Annotated in this window: 19 protein-coding genes; 7 read left to right on the top strand and 12 right to left on the bottom strand. The window is 54.8% G+C overall.

Going from position 1 to position 20,165, the window contains the following annotated elements:
• Nucleotides 1-304: 304 nt before the first annotated feature.
• The 4 genes from QZR21_RS03220 to QZR21_RS03205 form a co-directional block, all read right to left on the bottom strand.
• Nucleotides 305-1,363 (bottom strand): extracellular solute-binding protein, encoded by a 1,059-nt coding sequence (locus tag QZR21_RS03220; protein WP_296098371.1) that lies wholly within the window; start codon nt 1,361-1,363, stop codon nt 305-307.
• A 242-nt stretch (nt 1,364-1,605) separates the two neighbouring features.
• Complete coding sequence (locus QZR21_RS03215; RefSeq protein ID WP_296098374.1) at nt 1,606-2,400, bottom strand: ABC transporter permease; 795 nt, start codon at nt 2,398-2,400, stop codon at nt 1,606-1,608.
• Complete coding sequence (locus QZR21_RS03210; RefSeq protein ID WP_296973722.1) at nt 2,393-3,181, bottom strand: ABC transporter ATP-binding protein; 789 nt, start codon at nt 3,179-3,181, stop codon at nt 2,393-2,395. The genes QZR21_RS03215 and QZR21_RS03210 overlap by 8 nt, the downstream gene beginning before the upstream one ends.
• 233 nt (nt 3,182-3,414) lie before the next feature.
• Entirely contained in the window at nt 3,415-4,461 is a 1,047-nt protein-coding gene (locus QZR21_RS03205; RefSeq protein WP_296098378.1) for an ABC transporter substrate-binding protein, read from the bottom strand.
• A 185-nt stretch (nt 4,462-4,646) separates the two neighbouring features.
• On the opposite strand from QZR21_RS03205, the gene QZR21_RS03200 reads away from it, so the two are divergent.
• Both QZR21_RS03200 and QZR21_RS03195 read left to right on the top strand, forming a co-directional pair.
• Complete coding sequence (locus QZR21_RS03200; protein ID WP_296973718.1) at nt 4,647-5,819, top strand: iron-containing alcohol dehydrogenase; 1,173 nt, start codon at nt 4,647-4,649, stop codon at nt 5,817-5,819.
• Between the two features lie 165 nt (nt 5,820-5,984).
• Nucleotides 5,985-6,599: a nucleoside triphosphate pyrophosphatase gene (locus QZR21_RS03195; RefSeq protein ID WP_296098382.1), complete on the top strand. Its 615-nt coding sequence runs from the start codon at nt 5,985-5,987 to the stop codon at nt 6,597-6,599.
• A 176-nt stretch (nt 6,600-6,775) separates the two neighbouring features.
• On the opposite strand, the gene QZR21_RS03190 is transcribed toward QZR21_RS03195, so the two are convergent.
• Complete coding sequence (locus QZR21_RS03190; protein WP_296973714.1) at nt 6,776-8,215, bottom strand: class I adenylate-forming enzyme family protein; 1,440 nt, start codon at nt 8,213-8,215, stop codon at nt 6,776-6,778.
• Between the two features lie 633 nt (nt 8,216-8,848).
• Here QZR21_RS03190 and QZR21_RS03185 point away from each other — a divergent pair.
• Both QZR21_RS03185 and aroD read left to right on the top strand, forming a co-directional pair.
• Nucleotides 8,849-9,961 (top strand): Xaa-Pro peptidase family protein, encoded by a 1,113-nt coding sequence (locus tag QZR21_RS03185; protein WP_296973711.1) that lies wholly within the window; start codon nt 8,849-8,851, stop codon nt 9,959-9,961.
• Nucleotides 9,962-9,973: 12 nt separating this feature from the next.
• Nucleotides 9,974-10,732: a type I 3-dehydroquinate dehydratase gene (gene aroD / locus QZR21_RS03180; protein WP_296098388.1), complete on the top strand. Its 759-nt coding sequence runs from the start codon at nt 9,974-9,976 to the stop codon at nt 10,730-10,732.
• Nucleotides 10,733-11,059: 327 nt separating this feature from the next.
• On the opposite strand, the gene QZR21_RS03175 is transcribed toward aroD, so the two are convergent.
• From QZR21_RS03175 to QZR21_RS03165, 3 genes are all read right to left on the bottom strand, one after another.
• Nucleotides 11,060-11,734 (bottom strand): DivIVA domain-containing protein, encoded by a 675-nt coding sequence (locus QZR21_RS03175; RefSeq protein WP_296098390.1) that lies wholly within the window; start codon nt 11,732-11,734, stop codon nt 11,060-11,062.
• 428 nt (nt 11,735-12,162) lie between these two features.
• Nucleotides 12,163-13,059, bottom strand: coding sequence for an oxaloacetate decarboxylase (locus QZR21_RS03170; RefSeq protein ID WP_296098391.1), 897 nt, complete (start codon nt 13,057-13,059; stop codon nt 12,163-12,165).
• 739 nt (nt 13,060-13,798) lie between these two features.
• The gene (locus tag QZR21_RS03165; RefSeq protein WP_296098393.1) at nt 13,799-14,809 is read right to left on the bottom strand and encodes a YitT family protein; all 1,011 of its coding nucleotides are present in this window, start codon (nt 14,807-14,809) and stop codon (nt 13,799-13,801) included.
• Nucleotides 14,810-15,243: 434 nt separating this feature from the next.
• On the opposite strand from QZR21_RS03165, the gene QZR21_RS03160 reads away from it, so the two are divergent.
• On the top strand, nt 15,244-15,585 hold the full coding sequence (locus QZR21_RS03160; RefSeq protein ID WP_296098397.1) for a cupin domain-containing protein: 342 nt from the start codon (nt 15,244-15,246) through the stop codon (nt 15,583-15,585).
• 181 nt (nt 15,586-15,766) lie between these two features.
• Here the strand turns inward: QZR21_RS03160 and QZR21_RS03155 are convergent, their stop codons facing one another.
• The 4 genes from QZR21_RS03155 to QZR21_RS03140 form a co-directional block, all read right to left on the bottom strand.
• Complete coding sequence (locus QZR21_RS03155) at nt 15,767-16,000, bottom strand: DUF1659 domain-containing protein (protein ID WP_296098399.1); 234 nt, start codon at nt 15,998-16,000, stop codon at nt 15,767-15,769.
• Between the two features lie 38 nt (nt 16,001-16,038).
• Nucleotides 16,039-16,245: a DUF2922 domain-containing protein gene (locus tag QZR21_RS03150; protein ID WP_296098401.1), complete on the bottom strand. Its 207-nt coding sequence runs from the start codon at nt 16,243-16,245 to the stop codon at nt 16,039-16,041.
• Between the two features lie 299 nt (nt 16,246-16,544).
• Nucleotides 16,545-17,147: a GH25 family lysozyme gene (locus QZR21_RS03145; RefSeq protein WP_296098403.1), complete on the bottom strand. Its 603-nt coding sequence runs from the start codon at nt 17,145-17,147 to the stop codon at nt 16,545-16,547.
• Nucleotides 17,144-17,635, bottom strand: coding sequence for a phage holin family protein (locus QZR21_RS03140; protein ID WP_296098405.1), 492 nt, complete (start codon nt 17,633-17,635; stop codon nt 17,144-17,146). The genes QZR21_RS03145 and QZR21_RS03140 overlap by 4 nt, the downstream gene beginning before the upstream one ends.
• Nucleotides 17,636-17,912: 277 nt before the next feature.
• On the opposite strand from QZR21_RS03140, the gene QZR21_RS03135 reads away from it, so the two are divergent.
• The gene (locus QZR21_RS03135; protein ID WP_296098407.1) at nt 17,913-18,464 is read left to right on the top strand and encodes a sigma-70 family RNA polymerase sigma factor; all 552 of its coding nucleotides are present in this window, start codon (nt 17,913-17,915) and stop codon (nt 18,462-18,464) included.
• Nucleotides 18,465-18,640: 176 nt separating this feature from the next.
• A complete protein-coding gene (gene larA / locus QZR21_RS03130) occupies nt 18,641-19,948 on the top strand; it encodes a nickel-dependent lactate racemase (RefSeq protein ID WP_296098409.1) in 1,308 nt (435 codons plus the stop codon).
• The last annotated feature ends 217 nt before the right edge of the window (nt 19,949-20,165 follow it).

The following is a 20,165-nucleotide window of genomic DNA, read 5'->3' as shown; positions in this document are numbered from 1 at the left end:
ACAGGAAAGAGTGTTTTCTGACGATATTTTCTTGATTAAATCAGCGTTTCCCTAGCAGCCCAACGCTGCCCATGGGGTTGAGGTTAGCTGATGGAAACTGTTGGAAATGCCGCAGGCGGATCAGCTTTTCTGGCCACTGACTGCCAGAAGCTAATAGCTCCGTGCAAGTGACTCTGCACACAAGCATGCTAACCGCCAGGCCCTGACAGTTCGACAAATGGAACTATTCCCACCTGATGTCTTATAAAAAGAGGGGGACCGTAAAAAGCCACGGCCCCCTCTCATTCATTCTTCAAACAGCCAATCACTGCCGGGAATTCTCCAGATGCTGGTTCCAGAGCTTCACGATTTCCTGTTTATGCTGGGCCACCCAGCCTTCATCATAATTTTTAAACAGATGAATCTGGTCCTGGGGCGTCATGTAGTCCGCCAGCTGTACCCCTTTGCGCAAAGGCCGGACAGTCAATGTCTTACCGGCTTCTTCCTGAATTTTCTTTGACAACATAAAGTCCACGAATTTCTTCGCATTGTCCATATGTTTCGCACCTTTAATGATTTCTACTGATTCACCCGGGAAAATAGCCCCTTCCTTTGGGAATACCACCTTTACCGGTGCCCCATTCTTTACATAGGTAGCTGCCGGGTCTTCCCAGGTCAGTCCTACCGTATATTCCCCATCTGCTGCTCCTTTATGAACAGCGCCGGAGCTATTCAGGAATTTGCCATCTACGTTTTTGATAAAGTTATCCACATAGGCCCAAGCCTCCGGAGACAGAGGGTCCCCATCTTTCCCTTTGGCATAAAGCATGGCCATGAGGCTCTGGAAAGCAGAAGATGAATTGGCCGGGTCTCCAAAGGCAATTTTCCCTTTTAATTCCGGATTCAACAGATCATCAAAGCCTTCAATCTTCATATCTCCTGCCAGTTTTGTATTAACAATAAAAACTGTGGGATCTGCAAAAGCCGGTGTGAAATAGCCGGTCTTATTTTTTGCATTATCCATCATATTTGCATCTTCCGGGGATACATATTTTTCAAAAAGATCTTTCTGGGACTCCAGCATCGTCTGGTCCGCAGCCCACAGCACATCGCCCTGGGGATTATCCTTTTCCGAAGCCACCCGTTTCACCAGAGGACCTGTGCCCGCTACAATCATATTGACCTTGATACCTGTCTCTTTTTCAAATTCCGGAATTACCAGGTTATTCAGACTTTCACTGCGGGCAGTGTACACCGTAAGTACTTTGTCTCCCCCTGCAGATGCCGTGCTGGCTGCCTTTTTGTCTCCTCCACATCCGGTAAAGATACCACATGCCAGTGCGGCACAAGCCAAAACCGCTGCTATTTTCTTCATTTTTGACATAACAGGTCCTCCCTTTTAAAAAAATGTTCTCCCAATCAGAGCAAATATCCAATCATTCCATTCTCATTATAACATTGCCTAATGAGAAAATCTCACATTATTCTCATTTTGTATCGATAATGTAAAATTTTATCTTCTTATGTAATAATTGTGTAAAATTATAAACTTTAATAAAAAACGCCTACTCGAAAAGAGTAGACGCTTCTTATGATATACAGGAAATAGTATACCGATTCTTTTATTTATTCCTTCCTGTTCCAGGGGACCAGTTTCCTTTCCAGGAACTGGAGGAACAGGTTGAAGATGAGGCCCAGCACGGAGAGTACGATGACCCCTGCCATGAGGCGGTCCGTAATCATGAGGTCCCCATAGTGGAGGATGAGGGCGCCGATGCCCTGTTCGGCAGCGATCATTTCAGCGGCCACCAGCAGGAGGAGCGCCGTACCGGCGGCGATGCGGAGGCCCGCAAATATCATGGGCAGTGCATAGAGCAGCACCACGTTCTTCATGGTGTAGCCCCAACCCGCATGGAAGCTCACAGCCACTTTAATGAGAAGGGTATCCACGTTCTTTACGCCGGAGTAAGTATTCATGGCCACCGGGAAAAATACGCCCAGGGCGATGATGGTGACTTTCGATACCTCCCCGATACCGAGCCACAGGATGAAGAGCGGGAGGAGCGCGATTTTCGGAATCGGATACAGGGCATTCACGATGGGGTTCGCTATCCGGTCCGCCAGGGCGGAGGTGCCGGTAACAAGGCCCACGAAAAGGCCAAAGGCACTGCCCAGGAAGAATCCCATGAGAATGCGGTACAGGGAGGCTGCCAGGGAAACGCCAATTTCCCCGTCTTTGATCATATCCACCAGGGAGGAAAGGATCATGGTCGGCGGAGGAAGGAAGAGAGATGATACCACGCCGGCCCGGCAGATGGCTTCCCAGATGATGAGAACCACCGCCACCGAAGCCAGGGATACGGCGGGGGTATAGCTCTTCTGCCACCGTTTCATCTTGTTTTCTACGATGTACTTATTCATCTTCCTGCACCTCCGTCATGGCCTCCAGGGCATCCTTGCTGATGTGTTCCCAGATGGTCCGGGTAAGGCTGTCGATTTCTTCTGCATGTTCCGGTTTCTCCCGGTCCTCCCGGGGAATGGAAATGGTGAGGATATCCCGCACCTTGCCGGGCCGCCGGGACAGCAGCACCACCCGGTCCGCCAGCATGACGGCCTCCTGGATATTATGGGTCACATAGAGGGTGGTGAGCCTTGTCTTTTCCCAGAGATCCACCAGTTCCTGCTGCATGATGATCCGGGTCTGGGCATCCAGGGCGGAGAAAGGTTCATCCATGAGAAGGAGGTCCGGGTTAATGGCCAGGGCCCGGGCAATGCCCACTCTCTGCCTCATACCGCCGGAGAGCTGGTGGGGATAGGATTTTTCAAATCCCGAAAGGCCGACCAGGGAAATATAATGGTCGATCCGTTCCTTCCAGTCCTTCTTCGGCAGCACATGGCCCGCGTCCAGGCCAAAGGCAATATTGTCGTACACATTCCGCCAGGGCATGAGTCCTGTCTCCTGGAATACGATGGATACCCGGGGCTCCCGCTCCAGTTCTTCTCCGGTGAAGTACACGCTGCCGCTATCCGGTGAAAGAAGGCCGGCACAGATATTGAGAAGCGTGGACTTCCCGCAGCCCGAAGGACCTACGAGGGCCACAAATTCTTCTTTTTTCAGGGTTATATTGATATCTTCCAGCACCGGCAGCGTCTTCCTGCCGTTCCGGAAGGATTTACTCACATTTTCAATGACAACTTCCATACAATACTCCTGGTATAAATAAAAAAGTTGAGTTTCAGCCGCTTCGCGGCCAGCTCCCCCAAAGGGGGAAGCCAGGATTTGCAGCGAAGCGGCGGAGCCTCAACCCTCAAATCTCAAACCTCAAATCTATTCACCCGTCATGGGCTGCATCTATCCATCAAATGAGGCCCGTTCACCCCATATACGCCATAAGACTCCCTCCACTCTGGGAAAGGAGTCTTATGGACCATTCCTTATTTCTTCATGGCTTCTTCCAGGAAGGACGTATTCACCACGTCTTTGGCATCCAGCTTCCCGTCGATCATGCCATGGGAAGAATACCAGTCGATCTGGGTCTTGATATCATCGGCCATGAGAACCCCGTTCTTATCGATGTAAGGCAGGCCGAGGCGGATATCCTCTTCCGGTGTCTTCACGTACTTGGAGATAATCTTCACCACTTCATCCAGCTTCTGGGGATCCTTCTTGTCCACCACCGCATTGTAGTATTCATTGCAGGCCCGGTTGTAGGCTTTCATGAAACGGACGGCGGCATCCTTATTCTTTGCAAATTCCGGGGAGTAGAAAATGCCGCTTGTCTGGTAAGGCATCACAGCGCTGACCTGGGTAATTTCTTTGCCGTACCCTTCGTTCTTGACCTTTGTAATGTTCGGTTCATTCAGGATGCAGGCATCGATCTGGCCGCTCTGGAGAGCTGCCATGACGGCGGACAGTTTGCCCAGAGGCACCACGGTCACATCGTCCAGGGTAAGGCCCTTGGATTCCAGCATCCGTCCCAGCATGTAATGGAAGGTGGATCCTTTCTGGGTAATGCCTACCCGTTTTCCCTTCAGCCCTTCAATAGAGGTGAGGCCATTATCATATTCTGCGGTGGAAGCCAGGAGGGCGGAGGAAGAATATCCTTTTTCTTCCCGTCCCTTATCGGCCACGATATAGAGCTTCTGCCCCTTGGCGGCCATGTTGTAGAGGCCGGCGGTGATGCCGGTGGCTCCCACGTCCACCTTGGACGAAGCCGTGGCTACGGCGATGGGCTGGGCCGCATCGAACCACTGGGCATCGATGTCGATGCCCTCATCCTTGAAGTACCCCTTGTCCATGGCGATGAAAAGGGGAGCACTGCTCGTAAGCCGCAGCATAGCCAGGGACACCTTCACCGGCTTCTTTTCTCCTCCGCCGGATGACGTGCTTCCGCCTCCGCCGCCACAGCCTGCAAAAGACAGGGACACCGCCAGTGCCATGATCCCTGCCATTACCATACCAAAAATCTTCTTGAAATTCATTCTACCATTCTCCTCTCCTACGGGGCCAAAAACCGGGCCCTGTGATTGTTCCCTGTATTTTACTCTATTTCCCGCCAAAATTCCACTGATTTCCACCTTTCCCGGAAAGCCCGGATCCGGAGAAATCCATTTCCCCTGTCATAGGGTATAATAAAAGAAAAATAGTTATTTCAGGAGGTTACACCATGGTTGACCCTTTTATCTACCATAATCCTACAAAAGTATATTTTGGAAACGATGCCCTGTCCCATCTCCATGAAGAACTGCCCCGCTGGGGCAGCCGGGTCCTTCTTGTCTACGGCGGCGGTTCCATCAAGAAGAACGGCATCTACGACACCATTATCAGCGAAATTGAAAAAGCCGGCCTTTCGGGCTATGAAATTTCCGGAGTCAAGCCAAATCCGGAAATTGCCCTGGCCTACCAGGGCGCCCGGCTCTGCCGGGAAGGGGGTATCGACCTCATCATCGCAGCCGGCGGCGGCAGTGTCATCGATACGGCCAAGGTCATCGCCGGCAGCGCCGCCTATGAGGGAGACCCCTGGGACCTGGTGAAGAACCGGGTCCAGCTCACCAGGGCCCTTCCCCTCATCGCCATCCCCACCATGGCCGCCACCGGTTCTGAGATGAACAGCTGCGCCGTCATTACGAATCCCCAGACCCTGGAGAAATACGGATGGACCACGGAGCCCCTGCGGCCGAAAGTTTCCTTCCTCTGCCCCCGGAATACCTACACCGTGAGCCCCTTCCAGACAGCCTCCGGCAGTGCGGACATCCTGTCCCATCTCCTGGAGGTATACCTGAACCGGGAAGAGGGCTTTGATTCCATGGACGGATTTATGGAATCCATGATGCGCTCCGTCATCCGATGGGCTCCCATCGCCATGGCAGAAGGGAGCAATGAAGAAGCCCGAGCCAACCTCCTCTGGGACTCGGAATGGGCCATCAATGACCTCATCGACCGGGGCCACAGTGTGGCATGGAGCTGCCACGGTCTGGAGCACGAACTGTCCGCCTGGTACGACATTCCCCACGGTCTGGGGCTGGCCATCCTCACACCGGCTTTCATGAGCCATGTGCTCTCTGAAGAAACGGCGCCCCGCTTCGCCGTTCATGTGATGGGCGTAAAAGAGGGAAAGAATCCGGAAAAGACCGCCCGGAAAGGCATAAAGAAACTGAAAAAATTCCTCACCACCTCCCTCCAGCTTCCCAGTTCCCTTTCCGCCATTTCCATCGATGACAGCCACTTCGAAGAAATGGCAGACAACGACCTTGCCTGGAAAGGAAAAGATGGCATTATCCAGGGCTTCGTCCCCCTCACGAAAGAAGACCTCATCGCCATTTACCGGAAAGCGCTGTGAGGGAAGCCGCTTAGCGGCTAAGGTTTGAAATTTGAGAGTTGAGTTTCTGCGGCTTCGCCGCCGATTCCGTCTAATGTCCATCAGCGGTAAATCAGTAAGCCGATTTCTACGGTTCCACCAGCCCGCTGTCCCACTCTCCCATGATTCCCCAGAAAGGACCATTCCATGAACATTCTTCTCGCTTCCTCGTCTCCCCGCCGGAAGGAACTGCTCCTCCAGATTCACTGGGAGCCCCGCATCGTAAAAAGTCATTTCAATGAAGTGAAAACGCTGGAAGAAGCGGAAAAGCGGAAATCCGAAATAAACCATCCCCTTTTGTCTTCCTTTGCCGGTCCGGACCTGGTGTGTGCCCTGAATGCCCTGGGCAAGGCAGAAGGGGCCGACCGCGGGGAAAAGGAAGCGTTTCCTCTCCTAGCCGCCGATACCATCGTAACTATCGGCGGAAAGATTCTCGGGAAGCCGAAGGACCGGGGCGACGCCTTCCGGATGCTCCGCTTCCTCTCAGGCCGTGACCACTTTGTGAAAACCGGCACCGCCATCCTCTACAGGGACCGCAGCCTCGTCACCGTCACCACCACCGAAGTCCGTTTTCGTTCTCTCACGGACAGGGAAATCGAGGACTACATCGCAACCGGGGAACCCATGGACAAAGCTGGCGCCTACGGCATCCAGGGGCTCGGCACCCTCCTGGTGGAGGGTATCCAGGGTTCCTACGACAACGTAGTAGGCCTCCCGCTGACCGCAGTCTATGAAATGATGAAAACGTTGGGCGCACTGTAAGGAGCATGGGATTGGTTTTTGCACTGACGGGCAGAGCTACTCTTTCGAAGCTTCCAGGGCAGCACTGATAAAATCGCTTTCTCAGCTGCCAGAAACCTCGCGGGAGTGACTCTACCCACCAGCGCAGAAAAAAGCCGGGAAACAGTTTTCCTGTTTCCCGGCTTTTTTCTGTATCCTCATTTATCCCGAAGCGCCCGCTTCAGGATCTTTCCCGATGCATTCTTCGGCAGCGCATCCATAGGAATGAAACGGCGGGGAATCTTGTAACTTGCAATATTCCGGGCCATGTATTTCCGGATTTTGTTCTCGTCAAATGGGTACCCCTCCTTCATGACCACGTAAGCCCAGACCGCCTGGCCCCGGAGAGGATCCGGGTGGCCGATGACCGCACATTCCGAGACCCTTTCTACTTCATAAATGCAGTCTTCCACTTCACCGGGGTAGATATTTTCCCCGTTCACGATAATGAGGTCCTTCAACCGGTCCACAATGTAGATGAACCGGTCCTCATCCATATAGGCCAGGTCTCCCGTATGAAGCCATCCATCGGGCTCCAGGACCTTTGCCGTTTCCTCCGGCTTCTTCCAGTACCCCTTCATCACGTTGTCTCCCCGCACCATGAGCTCTCCCACGGTACCGGGCTTGTAGGGTCCCTCCTCACCGGTCACAATCTTTGTTTCCACTCCGGGGATGGCAGGCCCTACGGTGAGATACTTGATCCGGTCCGCCGGCAGGACGCTCACCACCGGCGATGCCTCAGTGAGGCCATAGCCCTCCCGCACGGGATGGTGGAACCGGTCAAAGAAAGCCTGGGACACGGGCTGGGGAATAGGGGCGCCGCCGGAAATGAAGTCCCGCACCGTCACCATGAGGGACGGGTCCCCCCGGCGGGCCAGGAGATTGTACATTGGCGGCACCATGATGGCAATGGTGATGGAATACTTCACAATGGCATTGATGATTTCCGAAGGGCTCTTCGTCCGGAGGATGACCAGTGTAGAATGGGCATAGAGACCCACATGGAGCACCGTAGTGAGGCCATAGCAGTGGAACAGGGGCAGCACGCAGAGAATCTTATCCTCCGGCCCGTAATCCACTGCCTGTACAAACTGCAGCACATTGCTCATGAGATTTTTATGGGTCAGCATGGCGCCCTTCGGACTTCCGGTGGTGCCGGAGGTATAGACCAGGGCACACACATCGTCCTCCGTCAGGTCCTCCGGAAATGGCGGCGCCTCTTTCGCCCGGTTGTCCCTTGCCCGGAAGTCCAGGTCATGAATGTCCACGGAGGGGCAGGATACGTCCAGATCCGTATCGGTAATGAGAAGCGCTGCTTCCCCGTCCTTCAGGATATAGTCCACTTCCCGGTCCACCAGGGAGTTATTGACAGGAATAATGACGGCGCCCAGACTGATGACCGCCAGGTACGCAAAAATAAACTCCGGCCGATTGGCGGAGTACAGACCTACCTTCATGCCTTCCCGGATTCCCATTTCATAGAGGCTGTTGCGGTACAGGTGAACCAGCTCCGCCAGTTCTCCGTACGTGAATTCCCCCTCCCCTTCGATGGCGATATGGGAAGGGTCCGCCCCATTGATAATTTCGTGAACAAACATATTACACCTCATATACTATTCCTATGAATTAACAGATTCATGAATTAATTTACATATATTATACAATATTCAGCTGGCCCTTGTATGGATGGTTTTTGTATGAACAGGCAGAGACATTGAGCCTTTAGCCTGAAGCATCGAGCTGCACAGGCCCTGCGGGCAAATGAGATTGAGACCGAGGCCGAGATCGAGTGTATAGGGCCCTGTGGGCCCAGGACCATCAATTCCCATCACCATCTCTCAGCCGTTGGCAGTTTTCTTTGGGGAAGAGAACCTCCTGCTGAGTCAATTGCAATTTTTGGGGGGCGTCATCAGGAATCCAACTGCGGCGGCAGCCGCTATTGGAAAGTCTCCCTTTTTCAAAGGCAGCAGTCCTGCAGAGGACTGCTGAGCCGGGCCCAGGTTGGTGCCTTTACTGCACACTAAGGCACCTTCCTTTTGTGGCCCGGCCGGAATGATGTCTGCGAAGCAGACAGAGGGATTCCGGTGGAAGCGCCGCAGGCAGGGCCTCAACTCTCAAATCTCAACTCTGCCTTTGCCGCGAAGCGGCTGGACCTCAATTCTCAAACCTCAATTCTCAATTCTATTTTTTCGTTATATAATAGGGTTAATTTATTCTTAAGGAGTGATACCATGAACGATATGCATGCAAACCGGCTGGCCGCTGTCCGCCGGCGGATGGAAGAAATGGGCCTTTCCTCCCTCCTGGTTTCCGAGCCCGCTGCCCTGTGGTATCTGACAGGAGAAACCATCCATCCCGGGGAACGGCTCACGGTGCTTCTGGTTCCCGCAAAGGGCAGCGCCCTCTGGATCCGAAACCGCCTCTTTCCCCTGTCCAAAGGCATGGACCTTTCTCCGGAGGAGGCGGAAAAGGCAGGTTTACCGGCAGATATTTCCTTTGAAGACGGCGAAGACGGTCTGACCCTCCTCTCCCGCCACCTGCCGGAAGGGACCGTAGGCATCGATAAATTCTGGCCCTCCCATTTCCTTCTTTCCCTCATGGAGAAACGGAAGGACCTGTCCTTCAAAAACGGTTCCCCCGCCGTGGACCGGACCCGGGCCATCAAGGACGGAGAAGAAACAGATACCATGCGCCGCGCCTCCTTCATCAATGACTGGGCCATGGAGCGGATTGCCCGCTTTCTCCATGATGGGGTGACAGAAAAGGAATGCGCCCGCCGACTCCTTGCCATCTACGGGGAAGAGGGGGCAGAGGGCTTCTCCTTCCCGCCCATCGTTTCCTTCGGTCCCCACGGCGCCGACCCCCATCACATGCCTGACGACACGGTGTTCCATGAAGGGGATGTGGCCCTCTTTGATATAGGCTGCCGGAAGGACCACTACTGCTCCGATATGACCCGCACCTTCCTCACCGGCACCCCTTCGGAGGAAGAAAAGAAAGTACACACCCTGGTCCGAGAAGCCGGGGAGCTGGCGGAATCCCTCGTCCGCCCCGGCATTCCTCTTTCCGAACTGGACCGGGCAGCCCGGGATTACATCGCCAAAGGCGGCTATGGTCCCTTCTTTACCCACCGTCTGGGCCACTTCATCGGCATCAAAGAACACGAAGAGGGAGAAGTGTCTTCCTCTTCTCCCCTCACAGCAGAACCGGGCATGATCTTTTCCATAGAACCCGGCGTATACCTCCCCGGAAAATTCGGTGTCCGCATTGAAGACCTGGTCCTTGTCACCGACACCGGCTGTGAAGTCCTGAACCATGCCCCCAGGGGCTGGGAAATCCCCTGAAAGGAGTCTGTCATGCTGAAAATCAGAAATTGTACCATCGGCGAAGGAAAGCCGAAAATCTGCGTTCCCCTGGTGTCCTCCGATTTCGAGGCCCTGGAGCAGGAATGCGCCTCCCTGGCCTCTGTTCCTTTAGACATGCTGGAGTGGCGGGTGGACTACCTCATGAACCGGGACGGTTTCCACGGCCCCTCGGACCTGGACAGAGCCTGCCGCATCATCCGCAGCCATTTCAAAGATACTCCCCTCCTTACCACAGTCCGCACGAAGGGGCAGGGCGGGGTCCACGACATGGAAGAGGACACCTATTTCTCCATCCTTTCCCTTCTCCTTTCCTCCCGGTGGGCCGACGTACTGGACGTGGAATATGGCCATGACCCCATGGATACGAAGGTCCTCATGGCGAAGGCCAGAGAAAAGAAAATTCCCCTCCTCATGAGTTTCCACAGCTTCCACCGGGCCCTTCCGGAAGCTGAAATCACGGACACCCTGGAAGCCATGGCCGCTTTCCACCCGGATATCCTGAAAATCGCAGTCATGCCGGAGACACCGGCAGACGCAGCAGCCCTTATTTCCGCCGCCGCCAAAAGGATGACCCGCTTTCCGGAAACTCCGGTAGTCACCATCGCCATGGGTCCCCTGGGCATGCTCACCAGGGCCGCCGGAAACCGCATGGGCGGTCCTCTCACCTTTGCCGCCGGAAAAGAAGCCAGCGCCCCCGGCCAGCTCACCGCCGCCGAAATGAAGCAGGTGCTGGATGTGCTGTATAAATAGATTTGAGTGAAGAGAGTTGAGAGCCCCGGTTCCGCGGCTGCGCCGCTTGTGTGGCTGGCGGGCATGCGAACATGCGGAGCTTCTAGCTATTAGCTGCTAGGGAAACTGGTTTGCCTGCGGCGCTTTCAATTCATGTTCCCGGCTGCTTTTTCATGCCGTAGGCTAGTCATCTTTCCTGACAGCTAGCAGCTAGAAGCTAAAAGCCCCCGCACGGGTGCACGCCGCCCAGCCACATAACCGCCGCAGGCTGATGCACCCTCCCGTTAAAAGACCGAATCCAATAAAAAACATCCCCGCCACGAGGTGGGGATGTTTTTTTTATTGGATTCAGGCTTCCGGTTTTTCTTCAGCCGGTTCTTCCGGCTTTTCTTCGGTGTCCGCCTCTTCTTCTGCAGGAGCTTCCGCCTCCGGCGCTTCAGCCGGAGCCGGTTCCTCTGCTTCTTCTGCAGGCGCTGCCGGTTCTTCCGGTGCTGCTTCCTGTGGTTCTTCCTTTGCTGCTTCAGCCGGTTCTTCCTTCTTTTCTTCCAGTGCCGGGAAGCCTGCCATGGTGGGAACTTCCAGCTTATCCATGGCGTCGATGGCGGCCAGGGCGAGCTCCAGGTCTCTCCGGATCTTGCCTACGTAGGTCTTCATGTTGCCTTCGGTGCGGATCATGTTTTCCATGAGCCGGCGCCGGGATTCTTCGGCATCGCGGATGGTCCGCTTTCCCTCCTGGTGCGCATTGGCAATGAGGATGTCCGCATTCCGTTTTGCATTCTTCTTCACGTTTTCTGCGGTATCCTTGGCCAGCTGCAGGGTGTTGGTCATGGTTTCGGAAATTTTTTCATAGTTGGCCAGCTTCGTCTTCATCTGGTCCATCTGTTCTTCCATTTCCCGATGTTCCCGGTAAATCTGTTCATAGTCCGTCACGATCTGCCGGAGAAAATCGTTGACCTCCTCTTCACTGTAGCCCCGAAGGCTCTTGGAGAAAGTCTTATTATGGATGTCCATTGGTGTAATCATGGGTACGCCTCCTTAAGGTTCTCTTCCCTATTTTACTTGTTTCCATCCATTTCGGCAAATCGGGAAGAGCACCGGGAAATGGAGAGGGGGGATAAAAAGGTCCAAAAGGTTCCAGGGAGGAAAAATACAGGCACATGAGATTGAGGCCGAGGCCGAGATCGAGTACATCAGCCTGCGGCAGAAAAGTGGCTGCGGGACTGAGAGGGAACGGGGCAGCGCTTGCGGGGATGGTGCGGTGTATCAATTTATATGGCACTGCGGGCTTTGTATTCCTCAGCTTCACCGCTGTCCGGTTTCAAAAGGCGGCGCTATATTCTTTGTGCGCCGCCACATTCACTCCTCACTCCTGACTCCTCGCTCCTGACCCATAGGAATCCGGTCATACGGAACCATGGGCCGACTTATTTGTGATTCATGGGCCGCTTTTTTCAGTCGTCCCGGTCTACCTTGTATTTCCGTTCCAGTTCTTTGTAGGTATCCAGGCCGATAATATGATTGAACTTGCCGAATTCAATCATCCGGTCTGCCGTAGCTTCGGTGGTGCCGTTCTTTTCGAGGCCGGTGAACAGGTCGTAGAGGGCTTTGGAAATGGTGTATACAGCGCTGCAGGCCCAGAAGACCACGGAGAATCCCATTTCTTCCAGTTCCCTGGCCGGAATGAGGGGCGTCTTGCCGCCTTCGATCATATTGGCCACAATGTAGGCACCGCTGCCTTCCATGCCCCGGGCGAATTTTTCCAGTTCCTCCCGGCTTCCAATACCGTCGGCGAAGCAGATTTCTGCGCCTGCGTCGGCGTAGCGCTTGCTCCGTTCGATGGCGTCGTCAATGCCGTATACAGCCCGGCTGTCGGTGCGGGACATGATCATGGTTTCCTTATCGAAACGGGCATCCACGGCGGCCCGGATTTTCTGGGCATGTTCCTCGGCGGAAATGACCTGCTTCCCATCCATGTGACCGCAGCGCTTCGGCCATGCCTGGTCTTCAAAGAAAATGCAGGCAGCCCCGGCCTGTTCAAACATCTGCTCCGTGCGGATCACGTTCAGCGCATTGCCGTAGCCCGTATCGCCGTCAGCGATGACCGGGATATTTACGGCGTTGCAGATGCCCGTGAGCTGCTCTGCCATTTCGGAGCAGGAAAGAAGGCCCACGTCCGGCTGTCCCAGACGGGAAGCGGATACGGAGTAACCGCCCATGGTGATGCAGGTCATACCGGCAAGCTCGGCAATCCGGGCTGCCAGGGCATCCCCCACCCCCGGGGTGACCATGATTTTATGGGACTTCAGGTTATTGCGGAAATCAATACGTTTTTCGGTAGCTGTTTTCATAATGGTTCCTCCTGTATGAGAATGGAAATCTGAGAATTGAGAGTTGAGGTCCAGCGGCTTTGCCGCCGGTTGTCATGCTGATGAGTAGTGTCACTCGCACGGGCTTCTAGCTTCTAGCGGCTAGCTGTTAGGAAAACTGATTTGCCTGCGGCGCTTTCAATCGGGGTATCTGGAAGTAAGCCGTGCCGTAGGCGGTTCAGCTTTCCTAACCGCTAAAAACTAGCAGCTAGAAGCCCCATGCCGGTGCGCCAATCCGTTAGCACCGTACCGCCAACCAAAAAAGCCCCTTTCCATGGGAAATCCACGGAAAGAGGCGCATCGGCGCGGTACCACTCTCACTTATACCTCAGGGAGCATGGAGAATGGTACAAAAAAAGCCCTGTCCCATCGGACAAGGGCGCTCATGGCGCGGTACCACCCTGCATTATACTCCATATCCTTAACGCGGACAGACGGTGGGCTTACTGTTCTTTCAGCCCCCAGCTCACAGGCGACACGCCCCTCTTCCATACCGGTTTCCATCCTCCCGGCTCTCTGTCATTTCCGACAGGGCTTATTCCTGTTCATCGCATGGTTCTTATTACCCGCTATTATAATAGGCATTGTTCTATCTGTCAAGAACGAGGAAATCGCAGGTTAGTCGGGATTGGCATGGTAAATGGATAGAGTCATCCGGGGTGGGCCGCCGGAACCTGGCGGCCCCGCCCCGGATGACCCTATCCATCAGCGCCCAAAACCATTATTTTCCTTTCTCTTCATCATCCGGATGGGCTTCCGACTCCATTTCATAGGACCACATGTGGGTGGGTACCAGGTTCCCCTCTTTATCACAGATGTAGCGGACAGAATGGGGCATATTATGGGCTGTGGACAGGGGGCGGGTAAAGCCCCGGCCGATGACATCGGTGGTGTTCATGATGAAAAGGAAAGCCGAGGGGTCTATGTCTTCAATGAGATGGCGGACCCTGGTAATCTGGGTAAGGTCCACAATGGCAAAGACGATTTTCTTTTCCACCCCTGAGAAAGCACCCTGGCCGTATAGGAGCGTTGCGCCGTGGTGAATATTCCGAAGGATGGCGTCCGAGATTTCCAGGGGTTTATCGGACACGATGAAGGCCGCCTTCCTCTGGGCAAAGCCGATGACGATACGGCTGGAAAGGTTCGCATTGATGTACATGGCGATAAGGGTGCAGATAGCAGGCTCTAACGTGAAAATGAAGGCTCCCGCCGTGACAATGACGAAATTCAGGGCAAATACTACGTATCCGATTTCCAGGTTATAGTATTTCTTCAGGATAGCCCCAATCACATCAAGGCCGCCGGTATTGCTGTTGTACCGGTACAGGACACCCATGGACACCCCCAGCACCACGCCGCCGGAAATAGCGGCCACCAGGGGATCCTTCACCACGTTGTACGCCGAAAGGAACGAGGTAAGGTCAATGAATACGGAGCACAGCACCGTACCCAGGATAGTGATAAGGGTATAAAACTTCCCCATGAATTTAAGAGACAAAAGGAGAATCGGCACATTGAGCAGCAGGTTTCCCAGGCCAATAGGAAAACCGGTGAGGTAATACAGAATCATGGCGATACCGGTCAGGCCGCCGGACAGGAACTGGTGGGGTACAAGGAATACGTTGACGCCGATGGAATAGCCAAATGTACCTACCACCGTAATGGCAATGATAAAAGCGAGTCGCTGCCAGAATGTGGGCGTACGGAAATCGGCCCCTAATACGTTTACCATATTGGATTCCTTTCCTTCCTTTCATGAACTATGAAAAATTCCTATACCATTATATCATTCTCCCGTGGCACCATGAAAAGATTTTCCCGTTGTTTTCCGCCCTTCCTTGTGGGAAAATGAAAAAAAGGGCTGACCGGTCAATGGGCCAGTGAAACAGTGGGACAGGCCGGAGAAGGCTGACCGCTATCTGCTGTCCGCTTACCGATTCCCTTCATGGCTGGACGGAGTGGAGAGATGGAACGCCCTTTGCCGGCTCTCCAGCCATGGGACGTCAGATATCGTCAGCGGCTCCGGCCACAGGCTGAAAGAGGGTATGGGCCGCGAAGCGGCAGGGCAGCTCAAAGCGCAGGGCCCCACCAGTTCACCCGACACCCAGCCGCACAACCACCGCAGGCAGGACTGCCCGCCCTATGTCAAAGAAAGAAGGTCATCCTATGCTTGAAAAACTGCCACCCAAAATCATTGAACATCCCAATGGCGGCAAAGGCCGCATCATTCTCCAGCCCATTGCGGGGCCGGAGATTCTGAAGGACAAATGCCGGCTTTATGTAAAATGCACCCTGGCAAAAGGCTGCTCCATGGGCGTCCACCAGCACAAAGGAGATGGGGAGATCTACTATATCCTCTCGGGCCGGGGACTTTACACCGATAACGGCAGCACCTGCGAAGTAGGTCCCGGTGATGCCACATTCTGCAAGAGCGGGGACCGCCACGGACTGGAAAATATCGGCGATGAAGACCTCGTCTTCATGGGCCTCATCATTTACGACAAATAAACAGATTTGAGATCCAGCGGCTTCTCCGCAGCTGAGCCAGCAGACAATCCAACGCCTGCAGGCTCTTGGACAGGGGCCTCACCAAAGGCACAGGGCCTCCATTCTCTTCACACAATTCAATTCTGTTTTTACATGGCAAAAAGCACGAACCCGAAGGTCCGTGCTTTTCTTATGTCATTCGTCAGGCGCCGGCGCCATCGCTGAGGTCACCGGTATCCACCCGTCTTACCCCGTTCAGGGTGAGGGAAGAAAGCCCGGCCAGCGCATTGCCTGCATCCAGGAGCTGCTGGTCCGTAGCATCCAGTTTCACCTGGGACAGGGTCACCGTTTTCACAGCCGCTTTGCCTGCGGCGGTGGTACCGTTATTGAAACGGACCTGAAGTTTTACATCGGAAATTGCTTTCACTGCTGCCATAATAGGTTCCTTTCTTTTTTTACAACTGAATCAATACCTTACGCCAGGTCCTCGGAGGAGGTGGTGATGACGCTGGCCCTGTCCAGGGCCACCACATCGGCACCGGCGTTGGTGACGAGGATGGGAATGAGCTTCTCCGCTGCCGCCTTCGCCTCATCCAGGGTCACATTGTCCTTCGGGCTGGCAATGGTGATGGTCATGGTGGAGTTACCACTGGTTTTGAATACGAGTGCAAGATTCTTCATAGGTTCTGTCCTTTCTTCATACATCATGGAATCAATGGAGAAGTTTCTGACGTGCCCCCGCGCGCCGGGCTTCCTCTTCGCTTCTCTGCCTGTATAGTGGCGGGAAAGGGGAAAGTGTCCCGGGAAATTTATAGAATTGAAATTTGAGAGTTGAGGTCCCGCCGCTTAGCGGCAGAGACGTCAGACAGCTCAGACGATCAGAGACCGGGCAGGATCAGCGGCCTCACCGCCATTGAAATCCTGATACCCCTGCCCGTAAAACGTGGCATTGCCTCTGCAGGCAGCTCTCTTCACTCATTTCAAACCTGCCCTTTGTCCAGGCAGATATCCCCGTCCAGTTCCAGGCCTTCCAGGCGGAGGGCATTGGTGAACTGCCAGATGGCGGCACCCGGAAAATTACATTCCCTGCCCCACTGGGCGCACCACACCGGTGTACCCGGCGGCAGGGACAGCCTGTGTATCTTATGGGTCAGCCAGTCCCAGCTGCCGTAAATGCCGGCAGGATAGCCCTCCTTCTTCATTTCCTCCAGAAAGGCGGCGGATATGGCGGTGATGGCCTCCCCATGGGTGAGGCCGTTTTTTTCCTTGTACCGGTCCCCATCTTCCATGTCCAGCCAGCAGCCCATGGCCAGATACTCCGGCGAAAGGCCGCCGTCCCGGAGCACGAAGGCTGCAAACCGGGCTTCCCGGGCCGCCTCCACCGGTGTCAGGGCATAGCTGTAGTAATAGATGCCCGTTTCTATGCCTGCCGCCAGGGCACCATTGATATTTTCATAAAACCTTTCATCCAGATGGTACTGCCCCCAGCCCAGCCGCAGAATGGCAAAGGAGAGGCCCGTCTTTTTCAGGGCGCTCCAGGGGATCACCCCATTGTGCTCCGATACATCGATACCCCACTTCATTTTCCCACCCCCTTCAGACGCTTGAGGAGAAGGGCCATGGACGTAAAGCCCGCCTCCGACAGATTTTCGATGACCGACAGGGCCTCCGACGCCGCCAGGTAGCTGATGGCCAGGGACACCATGTCCGAAGGCTGGCCGGCTCCCTGGAGCAGGTAATCCGCACAGCCCGCCGCCAGGACGCAGATATTGTAAAGAATCAGCTTCGACAGCCCCCGTTCCTTCATGATCCGGCTCCGGATGAGCCCCAGCTTCCGGGCCCGGGGAATGGCCCTGGCCATGGCCAGGAGAGAGGGCTCCCTGTCCCCCTCTGCCCGGAGAAGGGAAGCGGCAATAGCCAGCCACCGGGCCAGAAGGTCCAGCAGTACCAGCAGGGAAAAACAGAGAAACATAAGGGCATGGTGGGCGGCCACAAGAAAGAGGAGAGACCCCGTCACTTTCAGGGGAAAGCAGCTGGCCAGGTCCTTCCCGGACTCCAGTAAATGGTTCATAATTGATCTCCTTTCGCAGCAGGCATTTCCTGTCTCTATAGTTCTCTGGCGAAAGGAAATGTTCCGGAGAAAAGAAATATTTTTCCTTCCCCCATTTCCCTCTTACCGCAGATAGAGCCCTACCAGCCCCTGTAAGGTTATTTTTCACGCTTACAGACTGCCGAAGAGCGAAAATGGCCTGTTTCATGCCCCGGTATCGAACTTGCGTTCTATTCATGATTTCCCTATGCTTAAACCATCCGCGGAAATACAAAAGGCATGCCGGAAACAGGCAATCATGAAAAGACAGGAGAACTATGAAGAAGAAAAGAAATTACTGGAAGCTGCCCAGAATGGCAGTAAGGAGGCGGTGATGGCCCTCATCCGCCGCTACGAGCCCCTCTTCCGCCGGCTGGCGGCCGGAGAGACCCGGATGGACTGGGAAGACATCAGGCAGGACCTGGTCGTTGTCTTCCTGGAATCCCTGCGGGACTTTGACCGGGAGAAGGGCATCTACTTCGCCTGGTATATCAGGCAGCGGCTGTACTGGGCCAAGACCCGGATCATCCGGAAGGCCATGGAGCGAAGCAGCCATGAAGTGTATAAGGAGGAAGAAGAAGAAATGGCAGCAGAAGATCCCTGCGGCCGGGAGCAGCCCCTGGAGGCCCTCCACCGGGCCCTGGCCACCCTGAAGCTCCCGCCGGATGAGAGAAAAATCCTGGACGCCCTCCTCCGCGGGAAAAGCGTGCCCCAGATCCTGAAGGAAACCGGAAAGAGCCGCTCCTCCTACTACCGGAGCCGGGACCATATCCTCCAGCGCCTCCGTCGGGCAATGGAGGCAGAAAGCTGAAAAGCAGGCACCCCGCCGGTCCGCTGGAGACCGGCTCCGGAGCTTCCTGACTAAAGGCCCCAATCCCCGGCTTCCCCCTTTCCACAGGCACCGGCGCTGTAATATAATAGAGAGAAACCAACCACCGGATATGACCGGTACCATAGAAGGATAGCAGCAGGGAGGATAAAGATAATATGGGTCTCAAAGAATTCAAACTGGCCTATGGCCGCGGAACGCAGTCTGTCATGCTTCCGGAAGAGCATATTTCCGATGTGCTGGAGGGCGTACCCACTCCGGCCTGTGATGTAAAGGAAGCCACCTTGGAGTGCATGCGCCACCCCATCGGCTCCAAGCCCCTGACCGAAGTGGTCCACAAGGGAGATAAGGTATGCCTGGTGGTGGCGGACATTACCCGCGCCTGGAACCGGGCTTCCGAATTCACCATCCACGTGGTGAACGAACTGAACCGGGCCGGCGTGCCGGATGATGACATTTACATCGTCTTCGCCCAGGGCACCCACCGTCCCCATACGGATGAAGAAAACGTGACCTGTGTAGGGGAAGAAGTGGCCCGGCGCATCAAAATGTACCAGCACATTTCCACAGATAAATCCATGCTCACCCACATGGGTACCACAAAACTGGGCACCGACGTGTGGATCGATACCCGGGTAGCCAAAGCGGACAAGGTAATCCTCATCAATGCCGTGTCTACCCACGATATGGCAGGCTTCGGCGGCGGCCGGAAACTCATTCTTCCGGGAGTCGCAGGCTTCGAGACCGTACAGCAGAACCACTGCCACGCCCTGGGACCCACCCTGGGAAGCGGGCTGAACCCGGACGCCAAACTCCTGAAAATCGAAGGGAATCCGGTATCCGAAGACATGCAGGAAGCCTGCGACATGGTGAATCCCTGCTTCCTCGTCCACTCCATCATTAACGAGGAAGGGAAGGTTTCCTCCATGGTAGGCGGCGACCCCTATAAGGCATGGCTGGAAGGGACAAAAGAAACCTACCGCATGCAGAAGGTCCCCATGAAACAGCAGGCCGACGTGACCATCGTATCCGCCGGCGGCTATCCGAAGGACACGAACCTCTACCAGGGCACCAAGTGCTACACCACCGCAGAAATCGCCACGAAAAAGGGCGGCATCATCATTACCATGATTGAAGCGGAGGACATCATGGAGCCCCCGGCCTACCTGGGAAGCTTCAAGTACAAGGACCTCACGGAAATGGAAAAAGGCCTCCACAGCTGCTTCACCATTCCCTTCTTCGTGGCCTTTGAAAACCTGATTACCGCCATGACCCACACGGTGTACATCGTCACCCGGCCGGAAAACTTCGACATCCTCCGGGAAAAGACCCACCAGATCCCCGTGGCCTCGGTGGAAGAAGCCTGGGAACTGGCCAGAGCGCAGCTGGCAAAGGAAGGAAAGACGGACTACTCCATCAACATCATCCCCCACGGCAGCGCCATCGTACCGTTCTTAAAGAAATAAAAAATCCAGACCGCAGGACTTCGGCCCTGCGGTTTTTTGCGTTCTGTCCTGACCGGTGTCTCAGTGTGAGGCCGTACAGATGGGGCCTTGAGCCTTGAGCTGGACAGGCCCTTCGGGCCGGGTATCGGATAGATGTGTCTACGTAAGAACGGGCGGGGGCTTCTAGGGAAACGCTGATTTAATCAAGAAAATATCGTCAGAAAACACTCTTTCCTGT

The organism is uncultured Dialister sp. (genome assembly GCF_900541605.1).
In the GTDB taxonomy this organism is placed as follows: Bacteria; Bacillota; Negativicutes; order Veillonellales; family Dialisteraceae; genus Dialister.
This window is presented reverse-complemented; position numbering and strand designations above follow the sequence as displayed.